Below are 17,670 nucleotides of genomic sequence, written 5' to 3' on the forward strand. Positions count from 1 at the left end.
GGCTGATTAACATTTATGATGGATAATGATATGAATACTGTTTTTGACGATCGCACTCGCTGGCAATTTTGGATCGATCGCGGTGGCACTTTTACCGATATTGTCGCCCAGAGCCCCGACGGTAAGTTAGTTATTCACAAGCTGCTATCAGAAAACCCAGAACGCTACACAGACGCAGCAGTCCAAGGAATTCGCGAAATCTTGGGAATTGCTGCAGATGTTCCCATACCCGCTGCACAAATTGAAGCGATTAAAATGGGGACGACGGTAGCGACAAATGCTTTGCTGGAACGAAAGGGCGATCGCACAATTCTGTTAATTACTAAAGGTTTCCGCGATGCGCTGAGAATTGGCTATCAAAACCGCCCGAATATTTTCGCCCGCCACATTGTTTTGCCGGAGATGCTGTACGATCGAGTTATTGAAGTTGCAGAACGCTACAGCGCTCAAGGTGAGGAGTTAACTGCTGTCAATCCCGAATTTATCCCGTGTTTGCAGCAAGCATACGATGAGGGAATTCGCAGTTGTGCGATCGTATTCATGCACGGCTACCGCTACTCGGAACACGAAAAACAAGTTGCTAAAATAGCCAGAGAAATTGGCTTTACTCAAATTTCAATATCTCACGAAGTTAGCCCGCTGATGAAATTAGTTTCGCGGGGAGATACTGCGGTTGTCGATGCTTATTTATCTCCGATTTTACGTCGATACGTCGAACAAGTAATCAGTCAGTTAATCGAGGCAGATTCTGGGAACGAGGGATTATTAATGCCCAATGCCCAATTCCCAAGGCCCAATTCCCAATTCCCCAAATTAATGTTCATGCAATCGAATGGCGGCTTAGTGGACGCCGCACAATTTCAAGGAAAAAATAGTATTTTATCCGGGCCTGCTGGGGGAATTGTCGGTGCAGTTCAAACCAGCAAAAAGGCAGGTTTTGATAAAATTATTACCTTTGATATGGGCGGAACTTCCACAGATGTTGCCCATTTTAACGGCGAATACGAACGCGAATTTGAGACGGAAATTGCTGGGGTGAGATTGCGATCGCCCGTGATGGCCATTCACACTGTAGCAGCCGGCGGCGGTTCAATTGTCTTTTTTGACGGGGCTCGCTACCGCGTCGGGCCGGAGTCTGCAGGAGCCAATCCTGGGCCCGCTTGCTATCGCAAAGGCGGCCCCTTGACGGTGACTGATTGCAATGTGATGTTGGGGAAAATTCAACCGGATTTTTTCCCGAAAGTATTTGGATTGAATGCAGATTTGCCGATCGCCCCTGAGGTAGTAAAGCAAAAATTTGGGCAATTAGCGGAGGAAATTGGGGGCGAGAGGACGGCCGAAGAGGTGGCGGAGGGTTTTTTGGCGATCGCGGTGGAAAAGATGGCAAATGCTGTCAAAAAAATCTCGCTTCAGCGCGGTTACGATGTTTCGGAGTATACATTGTGCTGTTTCGGCGGTGCGGGCGGCCAACACGCTTGTGCGATCGCCGATGCTTTGGGGATGAAACGGGTATTTATTCACCCTTATGCGGGTGTGTTGTCGGCTTACGGTATGGGTTTGGCTGATGTGCGGGCTATTCGCGAAAGGGCGATCGAGCAACAATTAAATGCAGAATTATTACCGGGTTTGCATCATATTTTAGCCGAATTGGAGGCTGAGGGAAAGAGGGAATTGAACCGCAGAGGCGCAGAGAACACAGAGAATGAGTCAGAGGTTTTAGTTATTAGCAAGTTGCGCTTAAAGTATCAGGGAAGTGACTCGGTTTTGGCGGTCAATTTGGCTGACAATATTGAGGCGATGCAGGCTGAATTTGAAGCAGCACACCGACAGCGTTACAGTTTTATTATGCCAGAAAAACCGCTGATTGTGGAAGCTGTTTCGGTGGAAGTTGTAGAAAGAATGGATGTGCCGGAAGCATCCACAATTTCCCCCTCTGGTGGGACGCGCATCTTGCCTGTGCAACCAATTTCAACCGTGCAAATGTATGTTGCTGGCGGGTGGCGGGCAACGCCTGTTTATCAGAGAGACGATTTGCGATCGGGCGATTGCATAGAAGGCCCTGCTATGATTGTTGAAGCTACGGGAACTAATATCATAGAACCGGGCTGGGAAGCGGAAATTACCGAAAATAACGATCTAATTTTGAACCGCCGATGCACGCAGATGGACGCAGATAATATCCGCGTTCATTCGGGTTTATCTGCGGTTAAATCAGATCCGGTTTTGCTGGAAATTTTTAATAATTTGTTTCGGGCGATCGCGGAACAAATGGGCGTCACATTGCAAAACACAAGTTCCTCAGTCAACATCAAAGAACGTCTCGACTTTTCCTGTGCAATTTTCGACAAAAACGGGCAATTAGTTGCCAACGCGCCGCACATTCCCGTACATCTAGGCTCGATGAGCGAAAGCGTTGAAGCTTTAATTTTAGCACAAGGCAATGCGATTCAACCGGGCGATGTTTATGTTTCTAACAATCCCTACAACGGCGGCACTCACTTGCCAGATATCACCGTTATTACTCCAGTATTCGATCGTGATTCCTCCCTTCCTTTGTTTTATGTTGCCTCGCGGGGACACCACGCCGACATCGGCGGCATCACTCCCGGTTCCATGCCTCCTAACAGTACAACAGTAACCGAAGAAGGCGTATTGCTTGACAATTTTCTGTTAGTAAGCGAGGGCTATTTTCGAGAAAAAGAATTACTAGAAATTCTGACTGCGGGTAATTTCCCTGTTCGCAATTACGCTCAAAATATAGCCGATTTGCAAGCACAAATTGCTGCTAACAAGCGCGGCGCAGAAGAACTTCTCAAGATGGTAGAGCATTATGGATTAGAGACTGTGCAAGCTTATATGGGCTTTGTGCAAGACAATGCTGAGGAGTCGGTGCGCAGGGTAATTGATGTTTTGCAAGATGGCGAGTTTACTTATCCCATGGATAGTGGCGGACAAATTAAGGTAGCGATTACAATTGACAAATCTGCGCGCAGTGCAAAAATAGATTTTACTGGCACTTCTGCTCAACAATCCAACAATTTTAATGCTCCCGCTGCGGTGTGCAAAGCCGCTGTTTTATATGTTTTCCGGACGTTGGTAGATGACGATATTCCTCTAAATGCGGGCTGTTTGAAACCTCTCGAAATCATCAATCCCGAAGGCTGTATGCTGAATCCTCGCTATCCAGCGGCGGTAGTTGCCGGAAATGTGGAAACATCGCAGAATATTACCGATGCTTTGTATTGTGCTTTGGGAGTGATGGCGGCTTCTCAGGGAACTATGAATAATTTTACCTTTGGAAATCAGCGCTATCAATATTATGAAACTATTTGTGGCGGTTCGGGTGCGGGCGCAAGTTTTGATGGTACTGATGCGGTACAAACTCACATGACTAACTCGCGTTTAACCGATCCCGAAGTATTAGAATGGCGGTTCCCCGTGTTGTTAGAAAGTTTTGCAATTCGCGCTAATAGTGGCGGTAATGGATATCATCGCGGGGGGAATGGAGTTGTGCGACGAGTACGGTTTCGGCAGGCGATGACGGCGGGGATTTTATCGGGGAGAAGGGTTGTTTCTCCTTGCGGTTTGAATGGGGGGGAAGCGGGGAAAGTTGGGCGGAATTATGTTGAAAAGATTGATGGAAAAGTGGAGGATTTGGGGAGTACGGCGACTGTGGAAATGCAGCCTGGGGATGTGTTTGTGATTGAAACTCCTGGGGGTGGAGGATATGGTACTATTATGTAGTATCCGTAAAAGGAACTAGAGTGTAGAGGTAACAGTGATGGCTGACAGTTCTTTCTTTGATGAGTCCAGAGATAATTCTTTAGTGAAATCAGAAATAGTTGCTAAATACTTTTGGGCTTGGGCAAAGGTAATTATACCAAGAGCCAAGAAATGGAATAGTAACATTGCCTATATTGATTTGTTCTCTGGGCCCGGTCGCTATCAAGACGGTTCTAAGTCTACTCCACTACTTATATTGGAACGTGCTATTGCCGATCCAGATATGTCAGAAATGCTAGTAACACTGTTTAATGATAAAGACTCCAATAATACTCACTCTCTCCAACAGGCTATAGCAGCCATCCCCAACATAGGTAGATTACAACATGAACCAAAAGTTTTAAATAAGGAGGTTGGAGAAGAAATCGTCCAAGAAGTTCGGCAAATTAATAATGTTCCTACACTCTTTTTTATTGATCCTTGGGGTTACAAAGGCTTGTCACTTAGACTAATTGGTTCACTAATCATTAGTTGGGGATGCGATTGCATATTTTTCTTCAACTACAACCGGATTAATATGGGGTTGAATAATGCAGCAGTAGAGTCCCATATGAACGCCCTTTTTGGTAAAGAACGAGCAGATCATCTGAGAGAACAGCTTGAGTCGAAGCAACCAGACGAGCGAGAGTTAATAATTGTGGAAGCTATCTGTCAGGCATTGAAAGAAATAGGTGGTTCATATGTACTACCTTTTGGGTTCAAAAATGAGAGCGGCAATAGGACTAGCCATCACCTGATTTTTGTATCAAAGAATGTATTGGGTTATTCAATTATGAAAGGTGTCATGGCTGGAGAAAGCTCTAGTTTTAAACAAGGTGTTCCGTCTTTAGAGTACAATCCAGCGCCACCCAAGTATCCTTTGTTATATGAACTTTACCGACCTCTTGATGAGCTTGAAAATATGCTTATGGATGAATTTGCAGCTCAGACATTAACTAGAGTAGACATTTATAATCGCCATCACGTTGGCAAGCGCTACATTGAGAAAAACTACAGGGAGATTTTGCTTAAACTGGAGGCGGAGGGAAAAATTATCACCGATCCACCTGTTAATAAAAGAAGAAAAAATACACTGGCAGAGACGGTAAAAATCACATTTCCAGCAAAGCAGTAACACCTACGTTGTTGCTTTTTCGATTGGGTTCCAGTGTGTGCTGTTTGCACTTTGTTAAATGCCGATCCAACACATCGGGCATCTCATCCCAAATTTTCCCATCCAACAGTCTCCCAGCAGCTTTAGGTGTTCTACCTCCCCATTGCTTAAAGAAAAACGCGACTCCAGCATCCTGACATTGATCCCGAATACTTTGTGCCCATTCGGCTTGCATCGGACGGTGTTTTTGCCCCGACTCTCCCCCAACTATTACCCAGTGAATTCCTGTTAAATCAAGCTGTAACGGCCCTAAAAGTGGTTCGCAGGATAAAAAGCGTACCTTTGCATTGACTTGTCGCAAATGATCCACACGATGAACATAGTTTTGATTTTCAACAGACACCCCCATCCAAATATTATCCGACCACTCAAGTTGAGGAGCTAACTCTACTAAACGCTCATGTCGCTTCGTAAGAATTTGATAAATGTGGTGAGGAGTTTCACGCATTACATCAAAGACTTGTTTCAGAAATTCAAGAGAAACATCTTCATGGAACAAATCGCTCATTGAGTTAACAAAAATGCGACTCGGCTTTCGCCAACTCTTAGGTTCGTTCAAGCGCTTTGGGTATTCGGTTAAAGTAAACCCGTTAGGAAAATTAGTATGAAACCGTTTTGTTAATGCTTCAGCATAACAATGCGTACAACCGGGACTGACTTTATCGCAGCCAGTTGTTGGATTCCATGTGCGATCGCACCATTCGATACCAGTATTAATGCTAGACATACAATAACCTTACCATTGAAACAACTAATTATTTTTTTAGGTGCGCTGGATACCTAGAGTTTATATGTATTAATTTAGATTAATGCAGCATCACCAACAACTCTATTATATAATTAATTGACTTAAATATCAACAGTTTTTAAGTAGTTGCATCAAATGTAGATCGTAGTGTAGAATCGGGCTGCACCAGCATATATTACCAAAACCGTTACAGAACTATTGTGCAAACACCTAATTTTTCAGAACTCAACCATCCTGTGGTCAAATCCCTGTTCCATCACAGCGACCAGGAATTATTGACTCTGTTTCAAAACCATCCCGATCAGGGTCGCTTCTTCACGGCGATTTTTTGCCGCTACGCTCAAATTGTCCACTCCCTGATTCGCCATTCCGTGCGATCGCCCGTACAAGGAGATTTCCTATTTGCCCACACTTGGCTGCACATCTATCACGAGCTCCGAGGCCTCGATTTGCGCCGCGAACTCCAAGAGTCTGAGGGCGGAAATCTTAGTCTCCAAAACTGGCTGATTAATGTTACAGCTATCTGCATCAATCAAGCCGACTTGCCCCCTGTTGAGTCGATTCACTACTCTTTGCAATCTGCTCCGCCCCCCCTTTGGTGTTACGTCAAACAAGCTTTAGAATTGTTAGCGCCGCTGCCGCGTTTAGTAGTGTTGATGGCTCAGACTTTCCGCTGGAGCGAAACTCGAATTGCAGCTTATTTGCAAGCAGAAGGCGAAGCTATTTCGCCCGCTCAGGTAAAGGCTTTGCTGCAAAAAGGATATCAAACTTTAGAATCCGGTTTGCCGGAGGATATTCGGGCTATTTATCTCGATGAAAATCTCGATTATCAAGAAGAACTTGCTTAGAGATTGGATACAATCGCGCCGAGTTTGTGTAGTCTCGAAAACCCGGTAGTTGGAAAATATCGGGTTTTTTTAGCTATTATATAGAGGGAAGCTGCCCGCTGCGCACCCTAGATTTCGATGTTTTGTGAAAGTTGTAATAATCTAATTTGGTTAAATACAAAAAATCCAAATATAAGAGGTGGAAATGACAATTTATCAAGTTCGGTTGGTGAATGAGGCTCTCGCGCTCGATCGCACGATCGCAGTACCAGACGACCAGTATATCTTAGATATGGCAGAAGATGCCGGCATCCGCTTGCCGAATGGATGCAAGCAAGGAGAGTGTTCTGCTTGCGTTGTCAAACTGCTGAGCGGTGAAATCGACCAAAGCGAACAAAAGTTTTTGAAGCCGTCAGAATTGCAAGCTGGCTACGCTGTTACTTGTGTGGCTTACCCGCTTTCTGACTGCACTTTGTTAACGCATCAAGAACAAGTTTTGTATCAAACAGCTCTTTATTTTAAGTAATAAGTATGGAGCGATTCAAAGATACTCGTGAAACAATCTACTCATTCCAGGATGAATTTCTGGTGCGATGCCCTTGTTGTGATTCATGTGCGATCGTGCGTTGTATCGATCCTGATAAGGTCGATTCGTTTGCTCCTCGCAGATTTTCCTGTACAGCTTGTGGTTCCTCAAAAGATTGGTCTGAGAAGAAGATTGAAAGATGGTATACCGTGGATGACTACTTCCACTATCCTCTGTGGCTTCAAACTTCCTGTTGCGGTAAGACACTTTGGGCTTACAATCTTCGACATTTAGAATTTATTGAGGCGTTTGTTCGGGCAAAGCTGAGGGAACGAAAACCTCATGAACTTCATGGCTGGTCTAATAAGAGTCTGTTCTCTCGACTTCCAAAATGGATACAATCAGGTAAGAATCGAGAAGAAATTATCAAAGCGATCGCAAAGATACGTGAATCAGTTGTCACTCTTACCTAAGATTCGCCGCTGGAAATGGTTGTTCAACCAGATTTCGTGTCATGTAAGGTGCGTGACTCTCAAGAATTGAGCTGCCACTTGAGTGGTTAGAAAGTCACGCACCCTCATGAGTATAGATAAACCCGCCCTTATAAATTCAGCAATTGTACAATCCGCTGAAGCGGAATGTGCGCCCAATCCAAGCGGTAATTAAGTTCGTAGGCTAGCTCGCCAACCGCTTTTTCCAAAATGTAAGCATCCAGCAAAACTTGTAGTTCCGGTATAGATTTGGGCAAGAAATTTGCATCGGCTGCTGTTGCCAAATAGCTCTTAACAAAAGTGAGGCTGACCCAGCGGTGCCAAACATTCGCCCACTGCTGCATCTCCGGGAGATTTTCAGGGCGAATCATGCCGCTTTCTACTTCATTGCGCAGTGCCAAAGTAACAGCGTAACTCAAAGATTGCAGCATTCCCGCAACATCTCGCAGGGGCGACCTCTTCATCCGCCGCTCGCTTAAGGGTCGATTCCGTTCTCCTCCGAAATCAATAATTACGAAGTCTTTGCCTGTATAAAGAACTTGCCCGAAATGAAAGTCCCCGTGACAGCGAATTCTATCAGCCGTAATTCTCAAGTTCAAAATAGACTTGAAACGTTCCATGAGCAAATCTTCGCGGTTGAGGAGCTTTTGCGCCGATTTTTGTATGTCTGGCGGCAGTTTGGTCAGCCGTTTTTTAAGCTCCAGCAAAGTTCTTCCTGCGACATTTCTCATGTGTTGATAGATGGAACGCTGGTAAAAGGAGGTGAAGCTTTCTGGGGCAAAAGCGGGATTTTCTATGTCTGAAGCTAAAGCGAGGTGAAGTTCGGCTGTCCGCTGGCCTAAAAGTTCGGCTGATGCTAAGTAAGAGCCGATGAGTTCGCGAGCTAATGCCGGAATTTCTAGGGATAAATCCGCTACTAGCGAGTTTGGCTGCCGCTGCGTTAGTCCGATCAAAGCGCTCGGTAAATAATTTTCGGGGGAAATAGATAAATTTTCGCCGGAATGCTTTGCTTCTACTGTCATTACTTGCTCGAAATAGTCGCGCAGTGTGTCTAATGTATAAGACCAAGCGTCTACGCTGTCGGGGATTAATTTTTGTAGTATTCCGACTGTAATGACTTGTTTTCCTGGTGTTTGATATTCCAATGCTCCGGCAATTGGAGCGTAGTGTTGGATCGAGTTGCGATCGGTTAAAAAGCGTCCGATTTCTAATTCGGGGTTGATTCCTTCCTCGACTTTTCGCAATATTTTCAGGACGAAGCGGTCGCCGTAAGCTGCGGATGTATTGCTTTGTTCTTTTTTGAACAGGTGAGGTTCGAGGTGCGATAAATCTTGTTCCGATCTGAATTCACCGTCGGCAATTCCTACGAGTTGACCTGCAACACCTCTGTGAGTACGAGAATTGGCGATCGCCCCCAGCAGCGCGCTCAGAAAACCTTTGTCCCCAGCAGCATCAAATAGTACCCCGACTTCCTTGTTGGTTTCTGGGAAGTGCAGGCGCGCGATCGCCCGATCGTCCGCATCGCCTTTCATCTCTTCCCAACCTAAAGGCAAAACGTAAGTTTCCGGCATACCTTCAGTATAATTCAACAGCAAAAACAGAATGTAAACTTTAGATTCCTCCCCGGCACTATCTTTACATTCAACAGGCAAAATCTCACTTATTTCTAATGATTGAATTGTCCTGTCTGTACCGCTATACCAGCGATTTCGCCGCAAGTATTCCGGCAAAATATTTAGCAGCATATCGCTTAACTGACTTGTAGAAAAAGCAGTTTTCCAAGTACCTATGACTGCCAAACTCGGCAAGTCTGTGTGAAAACCGTGCAGCGAAAAATCTTCGTGTTTAGCAGTAAGAGTAAACCAGTAAAATGTGTGAGAACTCAAGCTCAAAAAGTAAGGCGAGTCGCCAACCGCCGGAAACTCAGTACGGCCGAAAATCTCCTCCGGAACAGCACCTTTAAAAGGCGAAAGGTCTAATTCTGCCGTCTGCACGAAGCGCGACAAATTAGCCACTACGAGGATGTGTTGGTCTTGATAAGTGCGCACAAAGGCTAAAACTTTGCGGTTTTCCGGGTACAGAAACTCGCAAGTTCCGCGGCCGAATGCTTGGAAGCGCTGCCGAATTGCAATTAGGCGTTTCATCCACCACCACAGAGAACTCGGATTCGCCCGCTGCGCGTCCACGTTAATAGATTCGTAGTGATATTCAGGGTCAACAATTGGCGGCGCGTAAAGCCGCTGCGGGTTAGCGCGGCTGAAACCGGCATTGCGATCGCCGCTCCACTGCATCGGAGTTCTCACCCCGTTGCGATCGCCCAAATAGATATTGTCTCCCATACCAATTTCATCGCCGTAGTAAAGCACCGGCGTACCCGGAAGAGACAGCAGCAAAGCATTCATCAACTCGATGCGGCGGCGGTTATTTCCCATCAAAGGAGCTAAACGGCGGCGGATGCCCAAATTAATTCTCGCCTGAGTATCTTGAGCGTAAACCCGATACATATAATCTCGGTCTTCATCACTCACCATTTCCAGCGTCAATTCATCGTGATTCCGCAAAAATAATGCCCACTGACAGTTATTGGGAATCTGCGGAGTTTGCTGGAGAATATCGCTAATTGGGAAGCTATCTTCCATATACAAAGCCATAAATAAACGCGGCATCAGCGGAAAATGAAAGTTCATGTGACATTCATCCCCAGCAGCGTAATATTCAACCGCATCCTCCGGCCACTGATTCGCCTCAGCAAGCAGCATCCGGTTCGGAAATTTCTCATCTACGTGCTTGCGCAATTGCTTCAGAAATACGTGAGTTTCTGGCAGGTTTTCGCAGTTAGTACCTTCGCGCTCGTACAGGTAAGGCACCGCATCCATGCGCAGTCCGTCTACTCCCAGTGCCAACCAGAAATCTACCACGTCTAAGATGGCTTGGCGGACGGCCGGATTGTCGTAATTCAAATCTGGTTGGTGGGAATAAAAACGGTGCCAGTAATAAGCTTTTGCTACCGCATCCCAAGCCCAATTAGATGTTTCAAAATCTTGGAAAATAATCCGAGCATCTTGATATTTTTCCGGCGTGTCGCTCCACACGTAAAAATCTCTTTCGTTACTGCCTTTCGGGGCGCGGCGCGATCGCTGAAACCAAGCGTGCTGGTCGGAAGTGTGGTTGACAATTAACTCAATAATGACTCGAATTCCCCGCTGGTGCGCTGCTTCTAAAAGCTCTTTAAAATCCTCTAATGTGCCGTAAATCGGGTTGACGGTGGTATAGTGAGATGTATCGTAGCCGTCGTCTCGGAGCGGCGAGGGAAAAAATGGCAGTACCCAAATTGCTGTTACTCCCAAGTTTTGCAGGTAATCCAGTTTTTCTGTCAGTCCTCTAAAGTCGCCGATCCCGTCTGCATTGCTGTCGGCAAAAGCGCGTACTGGTACTTCGTAAATAATCGCGTCTTTGAACCACAAGGGGTCGTCATTTAACATTGAGTTTGGCATGATTTTTATTGGTGATTGGTAATTGGGAATTAGCCCTTGCAATTTGGTAATTGGGCTTTGTTAGTTCAAACCCAAACTGATAAATCATAACTCATAATTTGGCGGCGATTCCTCATGCCAGCGGCAGACTTTTAATCGTAATTTATTAACGCAAAACTTATAATTTCTTAATTATAAAATTCTAAAAATGTGTTTTGCTATTTCGGATACAGTTCACGATCCGGATACCTATTGGGGCGCGGTGCGCACCCTACATATCGTTGCGCGGTGCGCACCTTAGATATCGTTGCGGGGTGCGCACCCTACAGACTAAGTATTAGGGGCGGTATTTACTACCTGTCGGACGGTTGCCACGACATTACACTACCTTGACTTTGACGGCTAGCTTTTGTTACATTTGTTTACATAAAGCAACAAAAGTTAAGGAAAAAGCAAAAATGGTTCTTGTAATCGCTCTTTTAATCGTCGGTTGGGTCGCAGCAGCATTAATTGGCACTCAAGCATATTTCCTGGGCGAACAGTCAAAGCCCATCCACGAGCGGAATTGGAACGATGAATCTTTTGAAAAATTGGCTGTAGCAATCACAGCAAAAGAGATAGATTACAGCGTTCGCGTTCCCGCCTACAGCATGGATGCTTACGGCAGCCGCACCATCTCGAATTCCTGATATCAAGTAACAGGTTTCACCATTTTCAATAACAGACCCGACGGCCTGTTCCTAATTTTAAATAACAGGCAAGATGCCTGTTCCACAAGAGAATTGATGGTTTGTGGAACAGGCATCTTGCCTGTTCCTAATTTTAAATAACAGGCAGGATGCCTGTTCCACAAGAAGATTTATGGTTTGTGGAACAGGCATCTTGCCTGTTCCTAGCTGTTGGGCAACTACAAACTATTACCTACTAGCGCTGGGCGAAATTCTTTTTTGCGAAATTGCAAAGTGTTATTTTCGCAGTCGATCGCAATTGTATCGCCCTCCACAAACGCATTTTCCAGAATCTTGTTAGCCAGCGGGTTTTCCAGCTCCCGCTGGATAGCGCGTTTCAAGGGACGAGCGCCGTAAACCGGGTCGTAACCGACATCTGTGATATGGTTTTTCGCCGCATCCGACAGTTCCAAAGTGATTTTTTGCTCGGCCAACAAACGCTCGAGCCGCTTGACTTGAATGCTGACGATTTGCCGCAGTTCGATCTTGCTCAAAGTGTGGAACAAAATTGTCTCGTCTACCCGCTGAAGAAATTCCGGCCGGAAGTGCGATCGCAGCGCTGCCATCACTCGTTTTAACATCTGTTCGTACTCTTGATCTGTCTCCCGTTCTTGAGTCAATAAATTTTCATTTTCACTCTTGTTTTCAGCCTTGTTTTCACTCTTAGTTACAGTATCAACATCAACTCGCTGGGCCGACACCTCAACAGTACCGTCGGCAGCCACTTTATAATCTGTCTTTTGACTTGACAAATCTTTCGTTTCCTGCTTCCGACTAGGAGGTTTTTTGACGCTTTTTTCCTTCTTAGTAAACACGTCTAAAATGTGATCGCTGCCGATATTGCTGGTCATCACAATTACGGTATTTTTAAAGTCAACCACTCGACCTTGAGAATCGGTAATTCTGCCGTCATCCAACACTTGCAACAAAATGTTAAATATATCGGGGTGCGCCTTTTCCACTTCGTCAAACAGCACTACCGAATAAGGGCGTCTCCGCACTGCTTCGGAAAGTTGTCCCCCTTCGTCGTAACCGACATATCCGGGAGGAGCTCCTACTAACCGGGAGACGTTTTGCTTCTCCATGTATTCCGACATATCGATGCGGATCATCGCATCATCGCTGTCAAACAAAAACTCCGCCAACGCCCGGGCTAACTCAGTTTTTCCGACGCCTGTGGGGCCCATAAACAAGAAAGAGCCGATCGGCCTCCCGGGGTCTTTCATGCCCGCCCTAGCGCGCCGAATTGCCGCTGCCACGGCTGTTACAGCTTCCTCTTGACCGATGACTTTTTGGTGCAAGTGTTTTTCCAATTGCAGCAATTTTTGGCGTTCGGATTCTAACAATCGGTTAACGGGAATGCCCGTCCATTTGGCGACAATTTCCGCAATATCGCCCTCAGTAACTTTTTCGCGCAGCAGGGAAGAACCTTGAGCTTGCTGTTTCAAAAGTTCCGCTTCTTTCGCTTCGCGATCGCGCACCGCAGTTTCCAACTTCCCATACTTTAACTGTGCGGCCTTATTCAAATCGTAAGCCCTTTCTGCCTGTTCAATTTGGACTCGCAGTTGGTCTTCTTCTGCTTTCAATTTATTGATTGCATCCAACAACTGCTTTTCGCCCAACCACTGAGAGGACAATTTTTCCTGCTTGACTTTTAAAATGTCAATCTCAGATGTGATGCGTTCGACGCGGAAGCCGAGCCCAGGGGCTAGAGCACCTTTTCCTTCGCCTTCGATCGACAATTTTTCCATTTCCAACTGCATCACCCGGCGGTCAATGCCTTCCAATTCCACAGGTTTAGAGGTAATTTCCATTTTCAAGTGGGCGGCCGCTTCATCTACCAGGTCGATCGCCTTGTCTGGCAAAAAGCGATCGGAAATATAGCGAAAAGACAAAGTTGCAGCAGCTACCAAGGCCGAATCAGTAATTTTTACCCCGTGGTGGCGTTCGTAACGGTCTTTCAAGCCGCGCAAAATCGAAACAGTATCTTCAACGCTGGGTTCGCCGACAAATACTTGTTGAAATCGGCGTTCCAGTGCAGGATCTTTTTCAATATTCTTGCGGAATTCGTCAAGAGTTGTAGCGCCGATGCAGCGCAATTCGCCTCTCGCCAACATGGGTTTTAACAAATTTCCCGCATCCATTCCCGAACCGGAACTGCCGCCGCCGCCAGTGCCGACAACGGTGTGCAATTCGTCAATAAATAGGACAATTTGCCCGTCGGAATCGATAACTTCCCGCAGGACAGACCGCAACCGTTCTTCAAATTCGCCCCGGAATTTTGCCCCAGCAATTAAACTGCCCATGTCGAGGCTAAATAGCTGGCGATTTTTCAAAGATTCGGGTACGTCGCCGTTGACAATTCGCTGCGCTAAACCTTCGGCGATCGCAGTTTTTCCGACTCCGGGATCGCCAATTAACACTGGATTGTTTTTTTGGCGGCGGGAAAGAACTTGTACCACGCGGCGGATTTCCTCGTCGCGGCCGATTACTGGGTCGAGTTTGCCGGCTTTGGCGGCTTCTGTCAAATCGCGGCCGTACTTGCTGAGGGCGTCGGAGTTAGCTTCGCCATCTTGATCTTGGGCTTTAGCGCTGCTGCGGCTGCCTTTTCCCGTTTCGGAATTTTTTTCTTGGGTTTTAGCAGTGGCGCGAACTAATTTGATTGCTTCTTCGAGTTTTGGTCGATCGATCGTACCGGCTGGGGGTTTGCGATCGTAACCCGGGCGGCCCGGCGGGCCGTCGCCTTTTGTCAGCAACCTGCGGCCGACTCGTTCGTCTTCTACTAAGCCAATTAATAAATGTTCAACGGCGATAAAATTATCTTGCCAAGTCGCCCTGGTGGCCTCGGCAACATCTAACATCACTTCTAAGCCGCGGCCGAGGTATAGTTGGTCAGCGTTGGCAACTCTGGGCTGTCGTTTGGCAAAAGCATCTAACTGCTGGGCCAACCGGGGGGCATCGACTCCAGCTTTGCTGAGAATGCTGTTTGCCTGACCTTGCTGTTCGAGAAGGGCGATTGCTAAATGTTCAACCTCTAGCTGCTGATTGGCAAAGCGGCGGGCTACATCCTGGGATTTGACAATGGCTTCCCAGGCTTGATCTGTAAATTTGCTAGGGTCTGTTGGCTGCACGTTGCTTCCTCCCAATCAAGGGGATTCCTGTTGTTATCCATTAATACATCGTCTCACAACCATCATAATCTTTAAACAGGATTATGAATTTATGAGTGCGGTTAACTAGGGCGGAAGTTATGACCTAATTGACCTCTTGCAAAAGCTTACAGTCCGCAATCCACCCAAAAATTTGGTGCGGTCAGACCGACTCGGGCGATTCCCTTCGGGATAGCTTCCCTCGTGCTCACTTAGAAAAATATTGCCAGAAACAAGATTTTTTAGCGGCTGAGATTTATGCTATTTCCCACTTACCAATTTTTAGTATTTTTCCTAATTATTTTTAGCGCGATCGTCTCTGTGAAACCCCAAGTCGAGTTGTATAAAATTGTCTTGTTAGTTTCCAGTTTATTATTTTATTCCTTTTGGAGTTTCGACTTTCTCTTGCTCCTCGTTTTCTGTACAGTCTGCAATTATATCATTCTCCGAGTTCTCTGCAACGGTAAATATAAAAAACTTGCTTTAATCTCCGGCTTAATTGTCAACATTGCCTATCTCGGCATCTTTAAATATTGCAACTTCTTTGTAACTTCTTTATTTGAGGTACTAAACCAGCTACAAATTCCAGCCAGCTTTCAAGTTGTGCAAATAATCGCCCCCGTCGGCGTGTCGTTCTACACTTTTAGAATGATTTCCCATTTAATCGACTGCTACCAGCAAAAAATCCCCTGTCCGAAATTTGTAGACTACGCCGCCTACATTACCTACTTTCCGCAAATTGCCTCCGGGCCAATCTCGCGAGCTCGCGAATTTTACTTGCAGCTAAATTCCCCGGAAAAGTACGACTATCAAATCGAAGAAGTTATAGTTTTGATTCTGTCTGGACTCTTCAAAAAATATACTTTAGCCAGCTTTTTGTTTAACTTCACTGACTTGCCATTCAAAGTCCCCCAGCAGTACAGCAGCATCGATTTAATCCTCGCGGCAATTTCCTATTCCTGTTTAATTTACGTAGATTTTAGCGGCTATTCGGATTTAGCCAACGGCATCTCCTGTTTGCTGGGTTTCAAGCCCATTGCCAACTTTAATATGCCATACCGATCGCTCAGCCTGCAAGAATTTTGGAAAAGGTGGCACATCAGTCTCTCCGAGTGGCTGAGGGATTACCTTTACTTTCCCTTGGGCGGCAATAAATACGGCAAGTTGAGAAAGTACCTCAATCTATTTTTAACAATGGCGATCGGTGGATTGTGGCACGGCGCAGGTTTAAACTTTATTTTCTGGGGAGCAATTCACGGTTTAGGATTAATTGTCAACCATTTATGTAAAGATATCCCCCAAGCTATTCACTTTAAATTAGACTATGCCTTTCCCAGATTTGCTAAATTTTGCAGTTGGTTGTTAACATTTAGTTTTGTTACTTGTAGCTGGGTATTTTTCGGCACTTCCAACTGGGAAACTGCGGTGAGTTTTTTTGAAGGAATTGTCCATCCTGCAGTCGCAACTTTTCAATTTAACTTTTGGCAATTGTATTTAGTAATTGCAGTCATCGGCGCGCTCAACTTTTGGGGCGATCGCCTCGCTAAACTATTGCAAACCGTATTGTCATTAAAAAACATTTTCTTTCGGGTTGTCTTAGTTTCCCTACTCGTGTATACTATCTTGATGTTGGGGCCGAGTACCGTTCCGCCTTTTATTTACTTTAATTTCTAAGAAATATGAAAGACCGGGAAATTTTGCTGATTGTTACTTCTGTAATTCTCACTTTAATATTTTCAAACTTATCATTATTTCTCAAAAGCTTTGCTTCAACTCCTTTCGCCAGTCCAGAAATTAAACAAGCCGCAGGCCAGATCGAACTAGACGGTTTCCGAAAATCCGAACAAGATTTTTGGAGCAAAATTAAAGATATTAACTTCGATAGCCTCCCCAAAGAACCAGAGATTTCTCCTGTCGAAACCGAAACAAAAGCGGCCGTTAAACCCCAAAAGCCTGCTAATGCTAAAAAACCAACCCCAGCTAAACCGAAGCTGACCAGACCTTATCGCAGATTTTTATTTATTGGAGATTCCGTAATGTTCGACTTAGGAATTCAACTCCAGTACACTCTTAAGAAAAAATACAATATCGCCGATACAAAAATTGACTACAAGGTCTCGACCGGATTAAATCGGATAGATTATTATGATTGGTATGCCAGAACTCGCAAAATTCTTAATAATTACCAGCCGGATGTAGTGATAGTTTTGTTCGGAGCCAATGACCGTCAAAATATCATTGATTCTCAAGGAAAAGGCTGGAAAATTATGACCAAAGAATGGCAAAAAGCTTATCAAGAAAGAGTTGAAAGATATGCCAATTTACTTGATTCATCATCCGTGAGAAAAGTGTATTGGGTCGGTCAATCGATACCTAACAACTCTTCGTATCTCAAAGCTTTTCCGATCATGAACGCGATTTATAAAAATGCGAGCAAATCTTCTGCCAAAATCGAATTTATTTCTACTTGGGAGACATTTGGACAAGCCGGAAAATTTGTTCCTGTAGTGGCTAATAAATCCGGTAAGCGAGGCTATGTAAAAAGTAATGACGGCTTGCACTTTACCTCCCACGGAGCTCAAATTATCAGCGACTTAATCGTTGACCGAATGGTGAGCGACCAAATATTAAAAGCTCCGAAAAATAAATAACTCTAGTAGGTTGGGTTTCCTGACCCAACCTAAAATTTTGACATTTCACCGACTGCAAAATTATATATTTAGTTTGGTATCCAACTTGGCCTTCTAAACCCGGTTTATAAGAAAAATCTGGGCTTTAGTCAGGATAAATTT

General features: G+C 45.3%; 10 protein-coding genes. 7 read left to right on the forward strand and 3 right to left on the reverse strand.

What is annotated here, in order from left to right:
• Positions 1-30: 30 nt before the first annotated feature.
• Together QUA54_RS13795 and QUA54_RS13800 are read left to right on the forward strand one after the other, a co-directional pair.
• Positions 31-3,744 carry a hydantoinase B/oxoprolinase family protein gene (locus tag QUA54_RS13795; RefSeq protein ID WP_333415079.1) on the forward strand — a complete coding sequence of 1,238 codons (3,714 nt, stop codon included), beginning with the start codon at positions 31-33 and terminating at the stop codon, positions 3,742-3,744.
• Positions 3,745-3,781: 37 nt separating this feature from the next.
• Entirely contained in the window at positions 3,782-4,897 is a 1,116-nt protein-coding gene (locus QUA54_RS13800) for a three-Cys-motif partner protein TcmP (RefSeq protein WP_333415080.1), read from the forward strand.
• Here QUA54_RS13800 and QUA54_RS13805 read toward each other — a convergent pair.
• Complete coding sequence (locus tag QUA54_RS13805; RefSeq protein WP_333302471.1) at positions 4,875-5,663, reverse strand: phage Gp37/Gp68 family protein; 789 nt, start codon at positions 5,661-5,663, stop codon at positions 4,875-4,877. The genes QUA54_RS13800 and QUA54_RS13805 overlap by 23 nt on opposite strands.
• 221 nt (positions 5,664-5,884) lie before the next feature.
• On the opposite strand from QUA54_RS13805, the gene QUA54_RS13810 reads away from it, so the two are divergent.
• Positions 5,885-6,532 (forward strand): sigma-70 family RNA polymerase sigma factor, encoded by a 648-nt coding sequence (locus QUA54_RS13810; RefSeq protein ID WP_333415081.1) that lies wholly within the window; start codon positions 5,885-5,887, stop codon positions 6,530-6,532.
• A gap of 184 nt (positions 6,533-6,716) precedes the next feature.
• A complete protein-coding gene (locus tag QUA54_RS13815; RefSeq protein ID WP_333415082.1) occupies positions 6,717-7,037 on the forward strand; it encodes a 2Fe-2S iron-sulfur cluster-binding protein in 321 nt (106 codons plus the stop codon).
• A 601-nt stretch (positions 7,038-7,638) separates the two neighbouring features.
• Here the strand turns inward: QUA54_RS13815 and treS are convergent.
• Positions 7,639-11,022 carry a maltose alpha-D-glucosyltransferase gene (treS, locus tag QUA54_RS13820; RefSeq protein WP_333415083.1) on the reverse strand — a complete coding sequence of 1,128 codons (3,384 nt, stop codon included), beginning with the start codon at positions 11,020-11,022 and terminating at the stop codon, positions 7,639-7,641.
• A 437-nt stretch (positions 11,023-11,459) separates the two neighbouring features.
• On the opposite strand from treS, the gene QUA54_RS13825 reads away from it, so the two are divergent.
• Positions 11,460-11,690, forward strand: a complete 231-nt coding sequence (locus QUA54_RS13825) for a photosystem II protein, Psb35-related (RefSeq protein WP_172186008.1) — start codon at positions 11,460-11,462, stop codon at positions 11,688-11,690.
• A gap of 218 nt (positions 11,691-11,908) precedes the next feature.
• Here QUA54_RS13825 and QUA54_RS13830 read toward each other — a convergent pair whose 3' ends face one another.
• Positions 11,909-14,860: an AAA family ATPase gene (locus QUA54_RS13830; RefSeq protein WP_333415084.1), complete on the reverse strand. Its 2,952-nt coding sequence runs from the start codon at positions 14,858-14,860 to the stop codon at positions 11,909-11,911.
• Between the two features lie 276 nt (positions 14,861-15,136).
• Between QUA54_RS13830 and QUA54_RS13835 the strand changes: the two genes are divergently transcribed.
• Both QUA54_RS13835 and QUA54_RS13840 read left to right on the forward strand, forming a co-directional pair.
• Complete coding sequence (locus QUA54_RS13835; protein ID WP_333415085.1) at positions 15,137-16,552, forward strand: MBOAT family O-acyltransferase; 1,416 nt, start codon at positions 15,137-15,139, stop codon at positions 16,550-16,552.
• Positions 16,553-16,557: 5 nt separating this feature from the next.
• Positions 16,558-17,529, forward strand: coding sequence for a DUF459 domain-containing protein (locus QUA54_RS13840; RefSeq protein WP_333415086.1), 972 nt, complete (start codon positions 16,558-16,560; stop codon positions 17,527-17,529).
• Positions 17,530-17,670: the final 141 nt, after the last annotated feature.

The sequence above is a fragment of the Microcoleus sp. MOSTC5 genome (genome assembly GCF_036701825.1).
GTDB lineage: Bacteria > Cyanobacteriota > Cyanobacteriia > Cyanobacteriales > Microcoleaceae > Microcoleus > Microcoleus asticus.

What these genes read in the sequence shown, in the direction of transcription:
- QUA54_RS13835 (WP_333415085.1), top strand. Translation starts at nt 15,137, where the DNA reads ATGCTATTTCCCACTTACCAATTTTTAGTATTTTTCCTAATTATTTTT.
- QUA54_RS13825 (WP_172186008.1), top strand. Translation starts at nt 11,460, where the DNA reads ATGGTTCTTGTAATCGCTCTTTTAATCGTCGGTTGGGTCGCAGCAGCA.
- QUA54_RS13805 (WP_333302471.1), bottom strand. Translation starts at nt 5,663, where the DNA reads ATGTCTAGCATTAATACTGGTATCGAATGGTGCGATCGCACATGGAAT.
- treS (WP_333415083.1), bottom strand. Translation starts at nt 11,022, where the DNA reads ATGCCAAACTCAATGTTAAATGACGACCCCTTGTGGTTCAAAGACGCG.
- QUA54_RS13795 (WP_333415079.1), top strand. Translation starts at nt 31, where the DNA reads ATGAATACTGTTTTTGACGATCGCACTCGCTGGCAATTTTGGATCGAT.
- QUA54_RS13815 (WP_333415082.1), top strand. Translation starts at nt 6,717, where the DNA reads ATGACAATTTATCAAGTTCGGTTGGTGAATGAGGCTCTCGCGCTCGAT.
- QUA54_RS13840 (WP_333415086.1), top strand. Translation starts at nt 16,558, where the DNA reads ATGAAAGACCGGGAAATTTTGCTGATTGTTACTTCTGTAATTCTCACT.
- QUA54_RS13800 (WP_333415080.1), top strand. Translation starts at nt 3,782, where the DNA reads ATGGCTGACAGTTCTTTCTTTGATGAGTCCAGAGATAATTCTTTAGTG.